We start from the raw sequence: 15,259 nt of genomic DNA, 5'->3' as shown, positions 1-15,259 counted from the left end.
TATGGCTATTCGTGTTTTACTCTTGACCCAATGGTTCGATCCGGAGCCGACATTCAAAGGCCTTGTTTTTGCCCGAGCGCTCGTCGAGAAAGGATTTGATGTGGAGGTCATTACAGGATTTCCAAATTATCCCGGTGGTAAAGTGTATCCGGGATATAAAATTAAAATTCTACAAAAGGAGCAGATAGATGGTGTGAGTGTGGTTAGAGTGCCTCTATATCCGAGTCATGATAAGAATAAATTAGGTAGGATTTTGAACTATGTTAGCTTTTCCACCTCCTTGGTCCTCTACGGTCTTTTTTCAAAAAGGCCAGATGTCATATATTCTTATCATCCCCCTCTAACTGTTGGTGTTGCCTCTGCCGTTATCGGATTTTTTAGGCGTGTACCTGTGGTAAACGATATTCAAGATATGTGGCCGGATACGCTGAGTTCGACTGGCATGATCTCTAATCGACGTGTCCTTTCCGTAGTTGGAAAAGTATGTGATTGGGTATACAGGCGGGCTGCGAAGATTGTGGTGCTATCACCAGGATTCAAAAAGTTGCTTATTGAGCGCGGTGTGCCGGCTGAGAAAATCGAAATTATCTATAATTGGTGTGCTGAAGACTCGATTGGAAATACCCAAGGTATAAGGCAATCCGTTATGAAGTCATGTGATAAATTTCGTATACTTTTTGCTGGCAATATGGGTCGGGCGCAAGCATTAGATGTTGTTCTGTCGGCCGCGAAGATTTTGGAGGTTAAAGCACCCGAAATTGAATTTGTTTTTTTGGGAAGTGGACTTGAAGTCGAAAGTCTCAAAAAGTTAGCGCTTAAACTTGAGCTCAACAATGTTGATTTTCTACCTCCGGTGCCGATGAGTGAAGTTGGCAACTATTTAGGTTCGGCGGATGCATTGTTGGTTCATCTCAAGAAAGATGATTTATTTAAGATTACAATTCCGTCTAAAACGCAAGCATATATGGCTGCCGGAAGACCTTTACTTATGGCGGTTGATGGTGATGCTGCTGAATTAGTTGCCAGAAGTGGTAGCGGCGTTGTCGCTAATTCGGGTGATGCGAACTCTATATCTGAGGCTGCAATTGAATTATTTAATGCTACTGATGATGAACGCAGAGTAATGTCGGAAAATGGTTTGTCTTACTATAAAGAAAATCTCTCTCTGCAATGTGGCGTAGATAAATTTGGGCTAATATTTAAATCTTTAGTTGTGTGATAGTGTCGATAAAGTCAAGTTGGGTGTATATGTTTACGGCGGATCGATAATGAAGATTAGGAATGTGTTAACAAGACTATGAATTTGCTAATTCTCTCTGATCAAGTTTTTTAGCGGCCTTGATAAACAGCGTTTTAATGTCTCTGGCGCAACCACAAGCTTAGTGTCGGACGCTGTGGGAGATAATGATAAGGAATTGTGTTTTGAAACGATTTTTTGATATAGTTTTCTCGTTTTTAGGGTTGATTGTATTTTTCCCGGTATTGGTCATTCTCTCAATTATGATTCATCTGAAACTCGGCAGTCCGATATTTTTTACCCAGGTGCGTCCTGGGCTAGGCGGTAAGCCTTTCAAAATGATCAAATTTCGTACAATGAGAGACGCTGTAGACAATGATGGGGCTCCTCTCCCTGATGGTGAGCGAATGACAGCATTTGGTAGCATGCTTAGGTCTACTAGCTTGGACGAGCTCCCTGAGTTGTGGAACGTTTTGAAGGGGGAAATGAGTCTGGTTGGCCCGCGCCCTCTGCTGATGCAGTACCTGCCTTTGTATTCGGTTGAGCAAAATCGACGCCACGAGGTAAGACCGGGTGTTACGGGCTGGGCGCAGATAAACGGACGTAATTCTGTCAGTTGGGATGAGAAATTTAAGCTTGATACGTGGTATGTTGACAATAAATCTATGCTGTTAGACATAAAGATAATCATATCTACGGTAAAAAAAGTACTTGTGAGGGACGGTATCTCCCAAGAAAACAACGCAACGATGGCACCGTTTATGGGCGAAAAAGTTGCAGATCAGGCAATATGTAATGATAGGAGAGAGTGATGAGTGACACTATTTTGCGACTGATTGAAGAGTCGATGGAAGCGGATGAAAATACAATTGCTATAGGTCAGTCACTGGACTGGGATTCGATTGCAGTTGTGACCTTTATGGCCTTAGTAGATGAGCGTCTGGGGAAAACTCTATCGGCTGATCGACTGAACAAATGTGAAACGGTAGAGCAAGTCGTAGAGCTAGTTGCGGCTTAATAGTCTACGTTAATGGTTTTGAACATCGTAAGCGCTCAGCTGGATCTACAGCTGGGCATTTGCTTTTTTGGCTGTTGTAAAAATGTGATGCCCGATGAGGGTTATTTGGCAGCTTTGTAAGTTTGTGATCTTGCTGCGCTAGAAGGGTATGTTTAATATGAGTGTTTTGGATTCTACCAAGATATCAGGAGATCTGATCAGGTCTTACTGGCATCCTGTCGCGCACAAGTCCGAGCTTTCTAACGATAGAGATTTTGTACGTTTTGACGTGGCTGATTTTGAAGTTGTAATTATTAATGATAAAGGTAGTTTTGTCGCATTTGATAACCTGTGTCCGCATCGAGGTGCGCGCTTCTTCACTGAAGATTTCGGCAACAAATTTGTTAAATGTCTTTATCATGGCTGGAGTTACTCCCGAGGCAAGGTTAATGTTGCGGGTGTTAAAACGTTTCAAGGGTGTAATATTGAACAAGCTTCACTCAACCAATTTAGTTTAGATATATGTGGTGATTTTCTATTTTTTGCCATAGAACCTCGATCTACATTGCAAGAGCAGTTGGGATCTGAAATTTCCGCGATTCTTAATAAAATCGGCAGTGACATTGATTCTCGGGCTGATTTTAACCGGTATCCATTCAAATGCGATTGGACGATCGCACTTGAAAATGCCTTAGAACCTTATCATATTCCTCTTATTCACACGGACACATTGGCATCGCTTCAATTAGGTGTCGGTGTGAACGAGTTTTATGGTGAAAACTCTGTTTGGTATTCTCCGATTGAGAGCGAAAAAGTCGCCCGGCGATTAAAAAGCTTGAGTCGATTTTACGCTACAACAGATGCTTATGAGGGGTACATGAGTATCTTTATATTCCCTTTTTCGATGATCTCTTCCACATTTGGCTACTCATATTCGGCTCAGAATTTTTTTCCATCTACCTCTCCGGACTCGACGTATTTTACGAGTCGACTTTATCCCGTTCGAAATAGTGATCCTCGTTATAGAGAGATGACAGCTGGTTTCGTGCAGTCAAGTGCCGAAGTGAACAGGAGGATATTTGATGAGGATCATGAGATTTGCCAGCGTATCCCAAGCAAATCGTGGTCTACCTCTGCTCCCAAATTTATAAGCGTACTCGAAGAAAAGTTACTGCATTTTCGTCATTCTTGTGGGTATTGGAATAGGTAATCAGGCTTAAATTTGGAGTAAGTTTGCTATTTTTTGAATTAGGAGGGTCCGATGACATCCAACAATAACGTTCGATTAGTCAGAAATGTCCGTGTTAAAGGGATCGCCTCAGCCGTGCCTCAAGAGGTCAAAGAGGTTTCATCTCTGTACGACACCTTTGGGGTTGAAAGTATTGATAAGATTATTGCTAGTACTGGAGTCGAGCGTCGCCATGTAGTCTCGAGCGAGTGCTCTTCTGATCTGTGTCTGGCGGCAGCAGAGCGGCTAATCACCGATATGAGTATTAATAAGGATTCTATTGATACTCTTATATTTGTTTCACAAACTCATGATTACACCTTGCCTGCGACAGCGTGTGTGCTGCAGGAGCGGCTAGGCCTCTCAATGCATGTTGCTGCGTTTGATGTGGCAATGGGATGTTCGGGTTATGTCTACGGACTTTGGACTGCGGCATCTTTGCTATCTGGTGGTGGGAGTAAACGTGCTCTTCTATTGGTAGGCGATACCATCAGTAGAATAGCTTCTCCTGTCGACCGTTCTGTAGCAGCTTTATTTGGAGATGCGGGTACCGCCACTATCCTCGATTTCGAAGAGGGTGCTCCTGACATGCATTTTATTTTGGGTACTGACGGACGCGGAGCTCCAAATCTGGTGGTTCCTTCCGGTGGATTCAGAGATCGAGATGGAACTTCCACATCGACGAATGAAGAGGGCGTTCGTGGCCCATATGACCTTTACATGAATGGCGCTGAGATTTTTGCATTTACACTCGCGCGGGTCCCAGCATTAGTTAACGCATTACATGACGTTAATCTTGGCAGTGCCAAGGCTATTGATAAGTATGTTTTCCATCAAGCCAATCGTTTTATGCTTGACCATCTTGTCAAAAGAATGAAGTTGGATCGCGAAAAAGTTGTGCTTGATGTAAAAAATGTTGGCAATACAAGCTGTGCATCCATCCCGTTGGCTATTACATTGGACCAACGTGACAATGATGCGACTGTTTCAGGCAGGTTTATGCTTGCAGGCTTTGGAGTAGGTTACTCGTGGGCTGGATGTATTGCGGAATTCGATAACGTCTGGGTCAGCCCTTTGACGGTAACCCTAAGTGCTGCAGGCGAGGCCATGTCGTGATAGAAACCAATCCTTTCTCTCTAGCCGGTAAACACATACTCGTCACGGGTGCGTCGTCAGGGATAGGCCGTGAGGTGGCTGTCTGGATAAGCAAGCAGGGAGCTACGGTTACGCTGGCTGCCCGAGATACTGCTCGCCTTGAGTCAACATTGGCTATGATGGATGGTAGTGGGCATAAAGTAGAGGTCTTCGATTTCCTAGACGGTACTGATTGCTCACAGTGGCTCAAATCCGTAGCAAAAGTTTCCTCGCCGTTTGATGGATTGGTTCATGCGGCAGGTGTACAAATGCCTATGCCAATACGCGCTACGAGTGTTGCTCACTGGGAAAAAATCATGGCGACTAATGTAACCTCTGGTTTTTCTCTAATTAAAGCATTCCGGCAGAAAGGGGTATGTAACCTAGATTCAAGCATTGTTCTTATCTCCTCTGTCATGGCGCAAGCTGGCGAGTCTGCTCTTTTGGGGTATTGCGCAAGCAAAGGCGCTGTTGAGTCGATGGTCCGCGCTGCCGCTGTAGAGCTAGCTCGTGAGCATATTCGTGTTAATGCAATTGCACCAGGTGTTGTGCAAACCGAATTGGTCGATACTTTGCAAGGCCTAGTGGGAGCTGACGCGATGAAAGTAATCCAACAGCGACACCCTCTAGGGTTTGGTCTGGCACAAGACGTAGCCTATGCAGCTAACTATTTGTTGTCGCCCGCTGCTCGCTGGGTGACGGGTACTGCTTTAGTTGTTGATGGAGGCTACCTGGCATGACGCGTGTCAAAAAACTAGTAATCCTGGGGGCTGGTGGATTTGGGCGTGAGGTTCATGCATGGCTGTTGGACTCAATACGCAGTGGTGCTTGTAAGCCTACAGACGAGGTTATTTGGAAAATCGCGGGTTTCATTGACGATTTTAGTAATGCACCTGATATTTTTCCTGGTCTGCCACCTATTTTGTCAAAGATCGATGAGTACGAACCGGAACCGGATAGCTATGTTGTATGCGCTATTGCCGATCCTGCAGCCAAAAAAGTGCTGGCGAATAAGCTGCTCCTGAAGGGAGTAAAGTTTTTCTCCCTAATCCATTCAAGCGTGGTGGTCGGAACTAACGTAACAATTGGAAAAGGCGCGGTTATTTGTCCATTTACTGTGCTGTCTAGTGATTTGGTCGTTGGTAGTTTTGTAACCATAAATTCTGGATGTACTATCGGCCACGATAGCTCAATAGCCGACTATTGTACATTGAGCGGTCATTGTGACATTACTGGGGGCGCCAAATTAGAAGAGGGGGCATTCCTCGGGTCACATGCGGTGATTATTCCTAAGGTAACTGTGGGTGAATACGCAGTAGTCGGCGCTGGAAGTGTAGTCATTCGTAAGGTCGGTCCGGGCGTAACGGTGTTCGGTGTTCCAGCCAAGCGCATATCGGGTTAAAAAATGAATAACTTTGCTAAAATAACAGCTATTGAGTACGTCCTACCTTCCAATACTTTGTCGAATGAAGATCTTGCTCGTGAGTTTCCAGAGTGGGACGTAGACAAAATCTTCGGTAAGACCGGAATCAATAAGCGTCAGATCGTCGGGGTTGATGAGTGTGCCTCCGATCTCGCATTTCAAGCTTGCGAAAAGCTCCTCAGCGCTGTTGATTTTGAGCGCTCTGAGATCGACTTCATTATCTTATGCACGCAAAGTCCTGATTACTTGCTGCCTTCCACGGCTTGTATCCTTCAGAATCGCTTGGGCCTGTCTACACAATGTGGTGCCTTTGATTTCAATCAAGGGTGCTCTGGATTTATTTATGGGCTCGGATTAGCTAAGGGTTTAATCGAGACCGGGCAGGCTAAGAACATATTGTTAGTGACTGCTGAGACGTATAGTAAATATATTCATCCGTCAGACAAAAGTGTTCGTACTTTGTTTGGAGATGCCGCAGCAGCCACATTAGTGCAATCGACAGTAGGAACCCCTCATATTGATCGTTTCCGCTATGGAACTGACGGTTCCGGTGCTAAGAATTTAATCGTTCCTATTGGTGGCGCCCGTCGTCCTTCTGCATTAAATATAACTCCCCCGGTTTATAAAGATGACAGTGGTAATGCTCGTACAGATGCTAACCTTTATATGAATGGGGCCGCGATATTTGAGTTTTCAATGACTCGAATTCCTCAGATGTTTGCAACTCTGTTCGATGATGAATTTAAAATAGAGGACGTTGATCTTTTCGCCTTTCATCAAGCTAACAAATTTATGCTCGACTCGTTGCGTCGTAGAATAAAGCTGCCGGAAGAGAAATTTATCTCCGAGTTTGAACGTTGTGGTAACACTGTATCTTCCAGTATTCCTATCGCATTGAAGATTTCGATGGAAAAAGGCATATTGACTAGTGGTAAGACTGTAGTTGGTATTGGGTTCGGCGTAGGTTATTCTTGGGCTGGTTGCGTAATTAAATGGTAACGATATTCTTGTGGTTGTTTTGATCCATTATTCTAATAGAGGTTTCTAGTGCTCAATACTAAGTTTTCTCCTTGGCCGTCCTTCACCGAAGAGGAGGCGAACGCCGCCAAAGATGTTATTCTGTCTAATAAGGTCAACTACTGGACTGGTCAGGAGGCGCGTCATTTTGAGACAGAGTTCGCTGAGTGGGCGGGCACTCGCTACGCGGTCGCTCTGGCGAATGGTACGGTGGCGTTGGATTTAGCGTTGAAAGCACTGGGAGTTGGTCCCGGGGATGAGGTCATTGTTACCTCGCGTACATTTTTAGCGTCAGTCTCGAGTATTGTAAATGCTGGAGCGATCCCTATATTTGCGGATGTCGACCCTGACTCGCAAAACGTTGTAGCGCAAACAATCAATGCGGTTGTGACTGCGCGAACTAAAGCGTTGATTTGTGTCCATTTGGCCGGCTGGCCATGTGACATGGACCCGATCATGTCGTTGGCTAATGAACTGAATCTTAAGGTCATTGAAGATTGTGCACAGGCTCACGGCGCTACATACAACGGGCGTTCTGTAGGTTCGATTGGGCATGTGGGGGCCTGGTCATTTTGCCAAGATAAGATTATGACAACGGGTGGTGAGGGGGGGATGGTCACCACCAATGATCGTCAACTCTGGGCTGACATGTGGTCGTATAAGGACCATGGGAAAAGCTGGGAAGCCGTCTATGAGCGTCAGCACAACCCGGGTTTTCGTTGGTTGCATGAACGCTTCGGCACAAATTGGCGGATGCTTGAAGTTCAAGCTGTTATAGGCCGTATTCAGTTGCGACGTATGAAAGAGTGGCAAGTATCTCGTATTCAAAATGCCACGCGCATCTGGGACGTCGCTCGGAAATTGCCTGCGCTGCGCGTTCCTGTTATTCCTAATACTATCGAGCATGCTGCATATAAGTGCTATGTGTTTGTTCGCCCCGATCAATTAAAGAGTGATTGGTCTCGAGATCGAATTCTCGATGAGATTATTGCCGGTGGTGTGCCTGCATTTTCAGGATCCTGCTCGGAGGTTTATCTTGAAAAAGCCTTTGATAATACAGGCTGGCGTCCTATCAATCGCCTTGTTAACGCCAAAGAGCTAGGTGAAACAAGTTTAATGTTTTTGGTGCACCCAACTTTGACAGCGCAAGAGATAGAGTTGACTTGTAAAGTGCTGGCGACAGTTATGCAGCAAGCCACGTTGATATAGCGAACTATATAATGGGGCGCTTTAATGATCTGTTGTCTCTGTGGCGGATTGTGTAGCGACGGTACTACACTCTATGGCTATTATATATGTTGTTCATCAATGCGCCGTTTTTATAGTGAGTTGTATAGGTGGAATTATTTGGCGAGTTGCCCTAAAGCTTTTTAAAAGCGTCTTTAAAGTTTCTATTATGACGCGGCGACATTTGAAGCGGTATCGCGTTTCGTGGTTTCCAACTTTTCGTTGTTTTTCTTGGCTCATGAGTTCGGAAGCTAGTGACTCGAAAGTATGATGCTCGAATCCTGAAGAAGATTTTTGAGCGAGAATCCGTAAGGAAACATAGAATGATCGTTAGCGCGATGACATCAGGAGCTGTTTGAGTGGATGAAGGGGTTATGGAAAAATTGAGAGGACTGCTTCTGGGCCTCCCCAGGCGTACAAAACGGCTGATCCAGGTAGCTACTGACGTCTTTGTGGTGTGGGTAGCGTTGTGGCTGGCCTTTGCCGTCAGATTGGGCCTGGATGAAATGATTAATCCTTTGATTTTTCATTTTTGGCTGTTTTTAGCGGCACCGGTTGTGGCCATCCCTCTGTTTATCCGATTTGGAATGTACCGAGCTGTTATGCGCTATTTTGGCAATGACGCGTTGATTGCCATCATCAAGGCTGTCAGCTTGTCTTCACTGGTACTGGGCTTTTTTGTCTACTGGTACAGTAATCATGAGCACGTAGTGCCACGTTCCATCATCTTTAACTATTGGTGGCTGAGCATGATCATGGTTGGCGGGCTCAGGTTAGCCATGCGGCAGTACTTTTTAGGAGATTGGTTTTCAGCGTCCCAGCACGTCCCTTTCACCAATCGCGACGATGGCTTGCCACGTGTAGCCATCTACGGTGCTGGTTCCGCTGGTAATCAATTGGTTGCGGCTCTTCGCATGGGCCGTGTGATGCGGCCAGTTGCGTTCATCGATGACGATTCGAGCATCACTGACCGGGTGATTTCTGGATTGCAGGTTTACAAACCCAAGCATATCCAATTGATGATCGAGGCAACCGGCGCTCAGGAAATACTATTAGCGATCCCATCTTCGAATCGCGGTCGTCGCCGTGAAATTCTGAGTTTCCTTGAGGGATTCCCTCTTCATGTGCGCAGCGTGCCGGGCTTTATGGATTTGGCAAGCGGCCGAGTCAAGGTTGATGATATTCAAGAGGTTGATATTGCAGACCTACTTGGCCGTGATGCCGTTCCCGCCCAAGGCGAATTGCTAGAGCATTGTATTAGAGGGCAAAGTGTACTGGTTACAGGAGCTGGTGGTTCAATTGGTTCTGAGCTTTGCCGACAGATCCTTGTGCTTCGCCCCACGATATTAATTCTGTACGATCACAGTGAGTTCAATCTCTACAGCATTCTTTCCGAGCTTGAGCAGCGAATTACCCGTGAATCGCTACCCGTCAAGCTCCTGCCTATTCTCGGTTCCGTACGTAATCCTAGTAAACTTTTGGACGTGATGAAGACTTGGCGAGTACATACGGTTTATCATGCCGCCGCCTACAAACATGTACCTATGGTTGAACATAATATCGCTGAAGGTGTTTTGAATAATGTCGTCGGTACGCTCAATACCGCTCAAGCTGCGCTTCAGTCGGGAGTTGCTAACTTTGTCCTAATCTCAACAGATAAGGCTGTGCGCCCAACAAATGTCATGGGCAGTACCAAAAGGCTTGCCGAGTTGACGTTACAAGCGCTTAGTAATGAACTTGCCCCAGTGCTGTTCGGCGACAAGTCGAACATATCAAGGGTTAATAAAACACGTTTCACCATGGTTCGCTTCGGTAATGTGTTAGGCTCCTCTGGCTCGGTAATTCCGTTGTTTCACAAGCAGATCAAGTCCGGGGGGCCTTTAACCGTTACCCACCCCAAAATCACCCGCTACTTCATGACCATCCCCGAAGCCGCGCAATTGGTCATCCAAGCCGGATCAATGGGGCAGGGCGGTGACGTGTTCGTACTCGACATGGGCGAACCCGTAAAAATCGTTGAGCTCGCTGAGAAGATGATTCACCTTTCTGGCCTGAGCGTGCGCTCCGACAAGAATCCCCACGGCGATATCGCCATCGAATTCACCGGCCTACGCCCGGGTGAAAAGCTTTACGAAGAGTTACTAATCGGGGACAACGTAGTCGCGACCCAGCATCCCATGATCATGAGTGCTAATGAAGACCATCTTTCCTGGGAGGTCCTCAAGGGAAAATTGACCGAGCTATTGGCGGCAGTGGATGAGGACGACTACACCCGAGTCCGCCAACTACTGCGCGACACCGTCAGCGGCTACTCCCCCGACGGCGAAATCGTTGACTGGATCTACCAACAACGCCGACTTGAGCCGTGATTTAACACTCTGTTACTCAAGCATTTTTGACGAATCCCCACCATCGCCTAAGTTAGAAAAGCAGCTTCGGAAAAGCTGCTTTTCCTTCACCAATGTCATGGAGCGTCAAAATGCAAAACACCTACCTCACCTCCCTAATCTTCGCCTTCCTCACCACTCTCTCCGTCACCACCACCGCAGCCCCTTCCATCAAGCCCGAAGCCCCAACCCCCATCACCGCCCAAATGCCCAAGGCCGAGCAACCCGCCAAGGTCAACCTCAACGCTGCCGACGCCGAAACCCTGCGCCGTGACCTCTTCGGTATTGGCGCCTCCAAAGCCAAGGCAATCGTGGCCTACCGCGAAAGCAATGGCCCGTTCACGGCGGTGGATGAGTTGTTGGAAGTGAAGGGGATCGGCAAGGCTCTGCTGGAGAAAAACCGCGAGAGGCTTGTGATCAACTAAGCCAATACAAGGGGAGGCCGGTCACTGACCGGCTTTTTGATCTTCTGAAACCTGGGTGTTCAAACTCTCTCGCACCACCTCCATGATTCGCATGGCGAGTGCCTTGTCCTCAACACTCCTGGCAAGCACCAGGGCCCCGACCAGTGTCGACATCATCACCAAGCTTTGTGCATCACTCTGTCCTTCCCCCAAGGCCGTTTCGATCTGCTTGAGCCGCGCGTCGAGTACGGCATCCGTCGTCGGACTGTGCTGGCCTCTCAGCCCTAGCTCCGAAGACATGGTCGGCAATGGACAGCCTTCAGCCGGCGAGTTGAGGTGCCACGCCGATAAGTAACTGTCAATAAACGCTTCCAGCGGCCGTTCCTGGCTGAACAGCGTTTCGCAATGGGCATCCAGCTCTGCTGCGGCGGCCTGCAGGGCTTTTTCCACCAATTCACCCTTGGATCTGAAGTGCGCGTAAAACCCACCATGCGTCAGGTCCAGCGCTTTCATCAACGGCTGCAAGCCGGTGGCGCCGATGCCGTCGCGGCGAAAGCGTACGGAGGCTTCCTTGATGATGCGTTGGTGGGTCTGGGCTTTGTGGTTGGACGAATAACGCATGGGGCGGCCTCGGTGACAGGCTGGCATTTTAACCAACTTGAAGCCATTTACACGTCTCTCCTGAGCCTTGGCCGTTGGCACGAAAAGTGATTACCTCTACGCACAAGATTGTTCAACAATCGCGAGGTAACCATGACACTCAGTTTGTCCCTGGCCGATCAGATCGCCTTGGAGTTGCGTGCCGACATCATCGGCGGGCGGCTGTTGCCGGGAATGCCGTTGGTTGAGGCCGAACTGGTGACCGCCTATAACGCCTCGCGCAATACCATCCGCGAAGCGCTGCACCGTCTGGGTCAGGAAGGGCTGACGCGGTATGTGCGCAATAAGGGCGTAATGGTCCGTCGCTTGGCGCGAGAGGAAGTGCGTGACTTATTTGTAGTACGTCGCACCCTGGAGTTGCAGGCCATCGCCCAGAGTGGCCCTTTGACAGAGGATCAATCCGCGCGCATGCAGAACGCCATCGACGCCACCACCCTGGCCTGTGAGCGCGAAGACTGGCGTGCAGTCGCCACTCATAGCCTGGTGTTTCACCAGCAAATCGTCGGGTTGATGCGCAGCCCCTTGTTCGATGAGTTTTTTGCCCAAGTGATCGCCCAATTGCGCCTGGTGTTTTGCGCTGCGCCCGATGAGCAGCGTTTCCAGTCGCCTTGGTTGGAACGTGATCGTGAGATTTACACCTTGTTGGTCCAGCAGGACAAACCGGCGGCGGGGCAGGCGATGAGCCTGTACCTGGCTGATTCGGAACGCCTGTCGTTGGCTTTGTTTAATCACCCCTGATTGAGGATCTGCATTATGTACAAAGACTATCCGGCCGCTTATCAGGTCAGCAAAGGTTCGGCGTTGCAGGTCGACACGGCGTTTTACGAGCGTATCCGTGACCAAAAACAGCAACGCACGTTGATCGAGCAATTCGAAGTGCCGATCCGCACGGGCAGGGCGTGGAAGGTGCCGGCCGGGCATGTGTTTCGTGTGACCACGCCGGTTGGGCCGCAGGTGGGTGACTTTAATGTGTGGAACGCCAACGACCCACGCGAGCGTTTGTGGGCGGCGCGTACGCGTCAGTTGCAGGGCGCGCATGTCAGTACCCATGACCGGCTGTGGTCGAACCTGCCTTTTTTGCGGCCCTTGGTGACGATCACCGATGACAGTCTGGCCGGTTATGGCATTGATGAGCACGGCGGGCGTTTGCATGATTTGCTCGGCACGCGTTGTGATCCGTATGTGAACCGGATGCTCACCGGTGAGGACTTCCATCACCATTGCCACTCGAACCTGACCCGCGCGGTTTTACCCCACGGTCTGACGGAATTCGACGTGCATGATGTGCTGAATATTTTCCAGTGCACGGGCCTGAATCATGACGACATGTATTTCATGAAGGCGTGCCCGGCGCAGAAGGGTGATTACCTGGAGTTCTTTGCCGAGATTGATTTGTTGTGTGCGTTGTCGACGTGCCCCGGTGGGGATTTGTCGCTGCCGATGTGGGGGCCGGAGGCGCAGGACCCGTTGACGGTGTGCCGCCCGCTGGGGGTTGAGATTTATAAATTGGAGGAGCAATTGCTGAGCGGCTGGAGCCAGCCTGAGCGTGCTGCCTATAAGGGGCAGCACGGGTTGCATATTGCCAAGGCGGATTGGGAGTAACACTTTAGAGGGGCTGCTTCGCAGCCAGCGGGAGCAAGCTCCCTCGCCACAGGTTGTTTGTCAGGGCGGCTATGTTAGCGATCCTGCGCATCCTTGGCGTCCGCCTGGGCGTTTCGCTCGGCCACGCGCTTGCGTTGTTCGTCGGTGAGTTCCACTTTGTTGGCGCTGTCACGCAGCATCATCAGTCCACCGACGATCGACCCGATGGCGACCACTAATATCAACCATGCATACCACGGCATAAGGCTCTCCTTGAGGCAGATTGCCGTGGGAGAGTTTCCCACGGGAATAACTGCTTTGAGTGACGGGCTTTCTTACTAGTTCAGTGTAGGCCCGTTCTGCCTCTTAGTAGATCAGAGCCCGGTCAACATCGCATCCGCCGGTGCATCGGCGCGGTCTTGCGCGGTCATCTGGAAGTAGGCGAACCCCACGACCATAAAGCCCAGGAAGATCAGCCCGATCAGTGCATTGAACCAGGCCATGGCCACCAGGCACACCACCGCCAGCACCAGCGCGATGCCCGGCACGATGGGGTAACCCGGTGCGCGGAAGGTGCGTTCCAGCAGCGGTTCGGTCTTACGCAGTTTGAACAGGCTGAGCATGCTCATGATGTACATCACGATGGCGCCGAATACCGCCATGGTGATCATCGCGGCGGTCAACGTCATGCCGCCCAGGTTGATCAGGCCGTCGCTGTAGATTGCTGCGATGCCGACCACGCCACCGGCGATGATTGCGCGGTGCGGTGTCTGAAAACGCGACAGTTTGGCCAGGAAAGACGGCAGGTACCCGGCGCGTGCCAGGGCGAAGAACTGGCGCGAGTAACCCAGGATGATGCCGTGGAAGCTCGCTACCAGGCCAAACAAGCCGATCCACACCAGCATGTGCAACCAGCCGGAGCTGTCGCCGACCACGGTTTTCATGGCTTGTGGCAGCGGGTCGTTGATGTTCGACAGGGTGCGCCAGTCGCCCACGCCGCCAGCGAAGAACATCACGCCCATGGCCAGGATCACCAGGGTCAGGATGCCGCTGATGTAGGCTTTTGGAATGGTGCGCTTCGGATCTTTCGCTTCTTCGGCCGCCATGGCCGCGCCTTCGATGGCGAGGAAGAACCAGATGGCGAAAGGAATCGCGGCAAACATCCCGGCAATCGCCGGGGCGCCGAAGGTATCGGAGCCGGCCCAGCCGTTCAGGGCGAAGTTGCTGAAGCTGAAGGCAGGCGCGACCACGCCCATAAACACCAGCAGTTCAGCGACGGCGAGCACGCACACCACCAGTTCGAAGGTGGCGGCCAGTTTCACGCCGAGGATGTTGAGGCCCATGAAGACGATATAGGCGCCGACGGCGGCGTGTTTCGGGTCCAGTGCTGGAAACTGCACATTCAGGTAGGCGCCGATGGCCAAGGCGATGGCGGGGGGCGCAAAGACGAATTCGATCAATGTCGCGAGCCCGGCGATTAAGCCACCTTTCTCGCCAAAAGCGCGACGGCTGTAGGCAAACGGCCCGCCTGCGTGAGGAATGGCGGTGGTCAGTTCGGTGAAGCTGAAGATAAAGCAGGTGTACATCGCGGCGACCATCAATGAGGTCACCAGGAAGCCCAAGGTCCCGGCGACGCCCCAGCCATAGCTCCAGCCGAAATATTCCCCGGAAATCACCAGCCCGACCGCAATACCCCATAAGTGCAGGGTGCCCAAGGTGGGTTTGAGTTGTGTGTTCATTGTGTTGCTCTCCCTGAACCGGTTGGAATGATTCAAGGTGTTGCAGCGGACATGCCAGGCTGGGAATCATTGTCGTAAAGCTGCGCAACTGTCGCGCTGGGGATGGTTTGGCGTTTGAACATGTCCGGTATCGCACCAGATAAGTGCGGGAGTGGCTGTGCGGGCCTCATCGGGGGCAAGCCCCCTCCCACATTTCGACCGGTGTACGCAGGCCAAGTGTGGGAG

At 50.0% G+C, this 15,259-nt stretch carries 16 protein-coding genes; 13 read left to right on the top strand and 3 right to left on the bottom strand.

What is annotated here, in order from left to right; all coding sequences use genetic code 11:
* The first annotated feature begins 1 nt into the window (after position 1).
* The 11 genes from K7431_RS06120 to K7431_RS06070 all read left to right on the top strand — a co-directional run bounded on the left by K7431_RS06120 (position 2) and on the right by K7431_RS06070 (position 11,075).
* Complete coding sequence (locus K7431_RS06120; protein ID WP_012722943.1) at positions 2–1,219, top strand: glycosyltransferase family 4 protein; 1,218 nt, start codon at positions 2–4, stop codon at positions 1,217–1,219.
* A 185-nt stretch (positions 1,220–1,404) separates the two neighbouring features.
* A complete protein-coding gene (locus tag K7431_RS06115; protein WP_043204987.1) occupies positions 1,405–2,049 on the top strand; it encodes a sugar transferase in 645 nt (214 codons plus the stop codon).
* A complete protein-coding gene (locus K7431_RS06110; protein ID WP_043204989.1) occupies positions 2,049–2,255 on the top strand; it encodes an acyl carrier protein in 207 nt (68 codons plus the stop codon). Before K7431_RS06115 ends, K7431_RS06110 begins: the two co-directional genes overlap by 1 nt.
* 157 nt (positions 2,256–2,412) lie before the next feature.
* Positions 2,413–3,444 (top strand): aromatic ring-hydroxylating oxygenase subunit alpha, encoded by a 1,032-nt coding sequence (locus K7431_RS06105; protein WP_012722944.1) that lies wholly within the window; start codon positions 2,413–2,415, stop codon positions 3,442–3,444.
* 51 nt (positions 3,445–3,495) lie between these two features.
* The gene (locus K7431_RS06100; protein WP_012722945.1) at positions 3,496–4,578 is read left to right on the top strand and encodes a ketoacyl-ACP synthase III; all 1,083 of its coding nucleotides are present in this window, start codon (positions 3,496–3,498) and stop codon (positions 4,576–4,578) included.
* The gene (locus K7431_RS06095; protein WP_080567227.1) at positions 4,578–5,336 is read left to right on the top strand and encodes an SDR family NAD(P)-dependent oxidoreductase; all 759 of its coding nucleotides are present in this window, start codon (positions 4,578–4,580) and stop codon (positions 5,334–5,336) included. The genes K7431_RS06100 and K7431_RS06095 overlap by 1 nt, the downstream gene beginning before the upstream one ends.
* The gene (locus tag K7431_RS06090; protein WP_012722947.1) at positions 5,333–5,998 is read left to right on the top strand and encodes an acetyltransferase; all 666 of its coding nucleotides are present in this window, start codon (positions 5,333–5,335) and stop codon (positions 5,996–5,998) included. The genes K7431_RS06095 and K7431_RS06090 overlap by 4 nt, the downstream gene beginning before the upstream one ends.
* A 3-nt stretch (positions 5,999–6,001) precedes the next feature.
* The gene (locus K7431_RS06085) at positions 6,002–7,018 is read left to right on the top strand and encodes a ketoacyl-ACP synthase III (RefSeq protein WP_012722948.1); all 1,017 of its coding nucleotides are present in this window, start codon (positions 6,002–6,004) and stop codon (positions 7,016–7,018) included.
* A gap of 48 nt (positions 7,019–7,066) precedes the next feature.
* A complete protein-coding gene (locus K7431_RS06080) occupies positions 7,067–8,245 on the top strand; it encodes a DegT/DnrJ/EryC1/StrS family aminotransferase (protein ID WP_012722949.1) in 1,179 nt (392 codons plus the stop codon).
* A 392-nt stretch (positions 8,246–8,637) separates the two neighbouring features.
* Positions 8,638–10,632: a polysaccharide biosynthesis protein gene (locus K7431_RS06075; protein ID WP_012722950.1), complete on the top strand. Its 1,995-nt coding sequence runs from the start codon at positions 8,638–8,640 to the stop codon at positions 10,630–10,632.
* Positions 10,633–10,742: 110 nt separating this feature from the next.
* The gene (locus tag K7431_RS06070) at positions 10,743–11,075 is read left to right on the top strand and encodes a ComEA family DNA-binding protein (protein ID WP_043204991.1); all 333 of its coding nucleotides are present in this window, start codon (positions 10,743–10,745) and stop codon (positions 11,073–11,075) included.
* Positions 11,076–11,096: 21 nt separating this feature from the next.
* On the opposite strand, the gene K7431_RS06065 is transcribed toward K7431_RS06070, so the two are convergent.
* Positions 11,097–11,675, bottom strand: a complete 579-nt coding sequence (locus tag K7431_RS06065; protein ID WP_012722952.1) for a TetR/AcrR family transcriptional regulator — start codon at positions 11,673–11,675, stop codon at positions 11,097–11,099.
* Positions 11,676–11,807: 132 nt separating this feature from the next.
* On the opposite strand from K7431_RS06065, the gene K7431_RS06060 reads away from it, so the two are divergent.
* Both K7431_RS06060 and K7431_RS06055 read left to right on the top strand, forming a co-directional pair.
* Entirely contained in the window at positions 11,808–12,452 is a 645-nt protein-coding gene (locus tag K7431_RS06060) for a GntR family transcriptional regulator (protein ID WP_043204993.1), read from the top strand.
* 15 nt (positions 12,453–12,467) lie between these two features.
* On the top strand, positions 12,468–13,316 hold the full coding sequence (locus K7431_RS06055) for an urea carboxylase-associated family protein (RefSeq protein ID WP_012722954.1): 849 nt from the start codon (positions 12,468–12,470) through the stop codon (positions 13,314–13,316).
* 74 nt (positions 13,317–13,390) lie between these two features.
* Here the strand turns inward: K7431_RS06055 and K7431_RS06050 are convergent, their stop codons facing one another.
* Complete coding sequence (locus tag K7431_RS06050) at positions 13,391–13,558, bottom strand: DUF2897 family protein (protein ID WP_012722955.1); 168 nt, start codon at positions 13,556–13,558, stop codon at positions 13,391–13,393.
* Positions 13,559–13,669: 111 nt separating this feature from the next.
* The gene (eat, locus tag K7431_RS06045; protein ID WP_010211919.1) at positions 13,670–15,034 is read right to left on the bottom strand and encodes an ethanolamine permease; all 1,365 of its coding nucleotides are present in this window, start codon (positions 15,032–15,034) and stop codon (positions 13,670–13,672) included.
* Between the last annotated feature and the right edge of the window lie 225 nt (positions 15,035–15,259).

Origin of the sequence: Pseudomonas fluorescens group sp. (assembly GCF_020093335.1) — a bacterium.
GTDB lineage: Bacteria > Pseudomonadota > Gammaproteobacteria > Pseudomonadales > Pseudomonadaceae > Aquipseudomonas > Aquipseudomonas petroselini.
Note: the sequence above shows the minus strand (reverse complement) of the source record. Positions and strands in the feature narration are given on the sequence as shown.

Excerpts from the sequence above, each read along its gene's own strand:
- K7431_RS06075 (WP_012722950.1), top strand. The coding sequence starts at position 8,638 with ATGGAAAAATTGAGAGGACTGCTTCTGGGCCTCCCCAGGCGTACAAAA.
- K7431_RS06060 (WP_043204993.1), top strand. The coding sequence starts at position 11,808 with ATGACACTCAGTTTGTCCCTGGCCGATCAGATCGCCTTGGAGTTGCGT.
- K7431_RS06115 (WP_043204987.1), top strand. The coding sequence starts at position 1,405 with ATGATAAGGAATTGTGTTTTGAAACGATTTTTTGATATAGTTTTCTCG.
- K7431_RS06120 (WP_012722943.1), top strand. The coding sequence starts at position 2 with ATGGCTATTCGTGTTTTACTCTTGACCCAATGGTTCGATCCGGAGCCG.
- K7431_RS06070 (WP_043204991.1), top strand. The coding sequence starts at position 10,743 with ATGCAAAACACCTACCTCACCTCCCTAATCTTCGCCTTCCTCACCACT.
- K7431_RS06065 (WP_012722952.1), bottom strand. The coding sequence starts at position 11,675 with ATGCGTTATTCGTCCAACCACAAAGCCCAGACCCACCAACGCATCATC.
- K7431_RS06090 (WP_012722947.1), top strand. The coding sequence starts at position 5,333 with ATGACGCGTGTCAAAAAACTAGTAATCCTGGGGGCTGGTGGATTTGGG.
- K7431_RS06105 (WP_012722944.1), top strand. The coding sequence starts at position 2,413 with ATGAGTGTTTTGGATTCTACCAAGATATCAGGAGATCTGATCAGGTCT.
- K7431_RS06050 (WP_012722955.1), bottom strand. The coding sequence starts at position 13,558 with ATGCCGTGGTATGCATGGTTGATATTAGTGGTCGCCATCGGGTCGATC.
- K7431_RS06085 (WP_012722948.1), top strand. The coding sequence starts at position 6,002 with ATGAATAACTTTGCTAAAATAACAGCTATTGAGTACGTCCTACCTTCC.
- K7431_RS06100 (WP_012722945.1), top strand. The coding sequence starts at position 3,496 with ATGACATCCAACAATAACGTTCGATTAGTCAGAAATGTCCGTGTTAAA.
- eat (WP_010211919.1), bottom strand. The coding sequence starts at position 15,034 with ATGAACACACAACTCAAACCCACCTTGGGCACCCTGCACTTATGGGGT.
- K7431_RS06055 (WP_012722954.1), top strand. The coding sequence starts at position 12,468 with ATGTACAAAGACTATCCGGCCGCTTATCAGGTCAGCAAAGGTTCGGCG.
- K7431_RS06110 (WP_043204989.1), top strand. The coding sequence starts at position 2,049 with ATGAGTGACACTATTTTGCGACTGATTGAAGAGTCGATGGAAGCGGAT.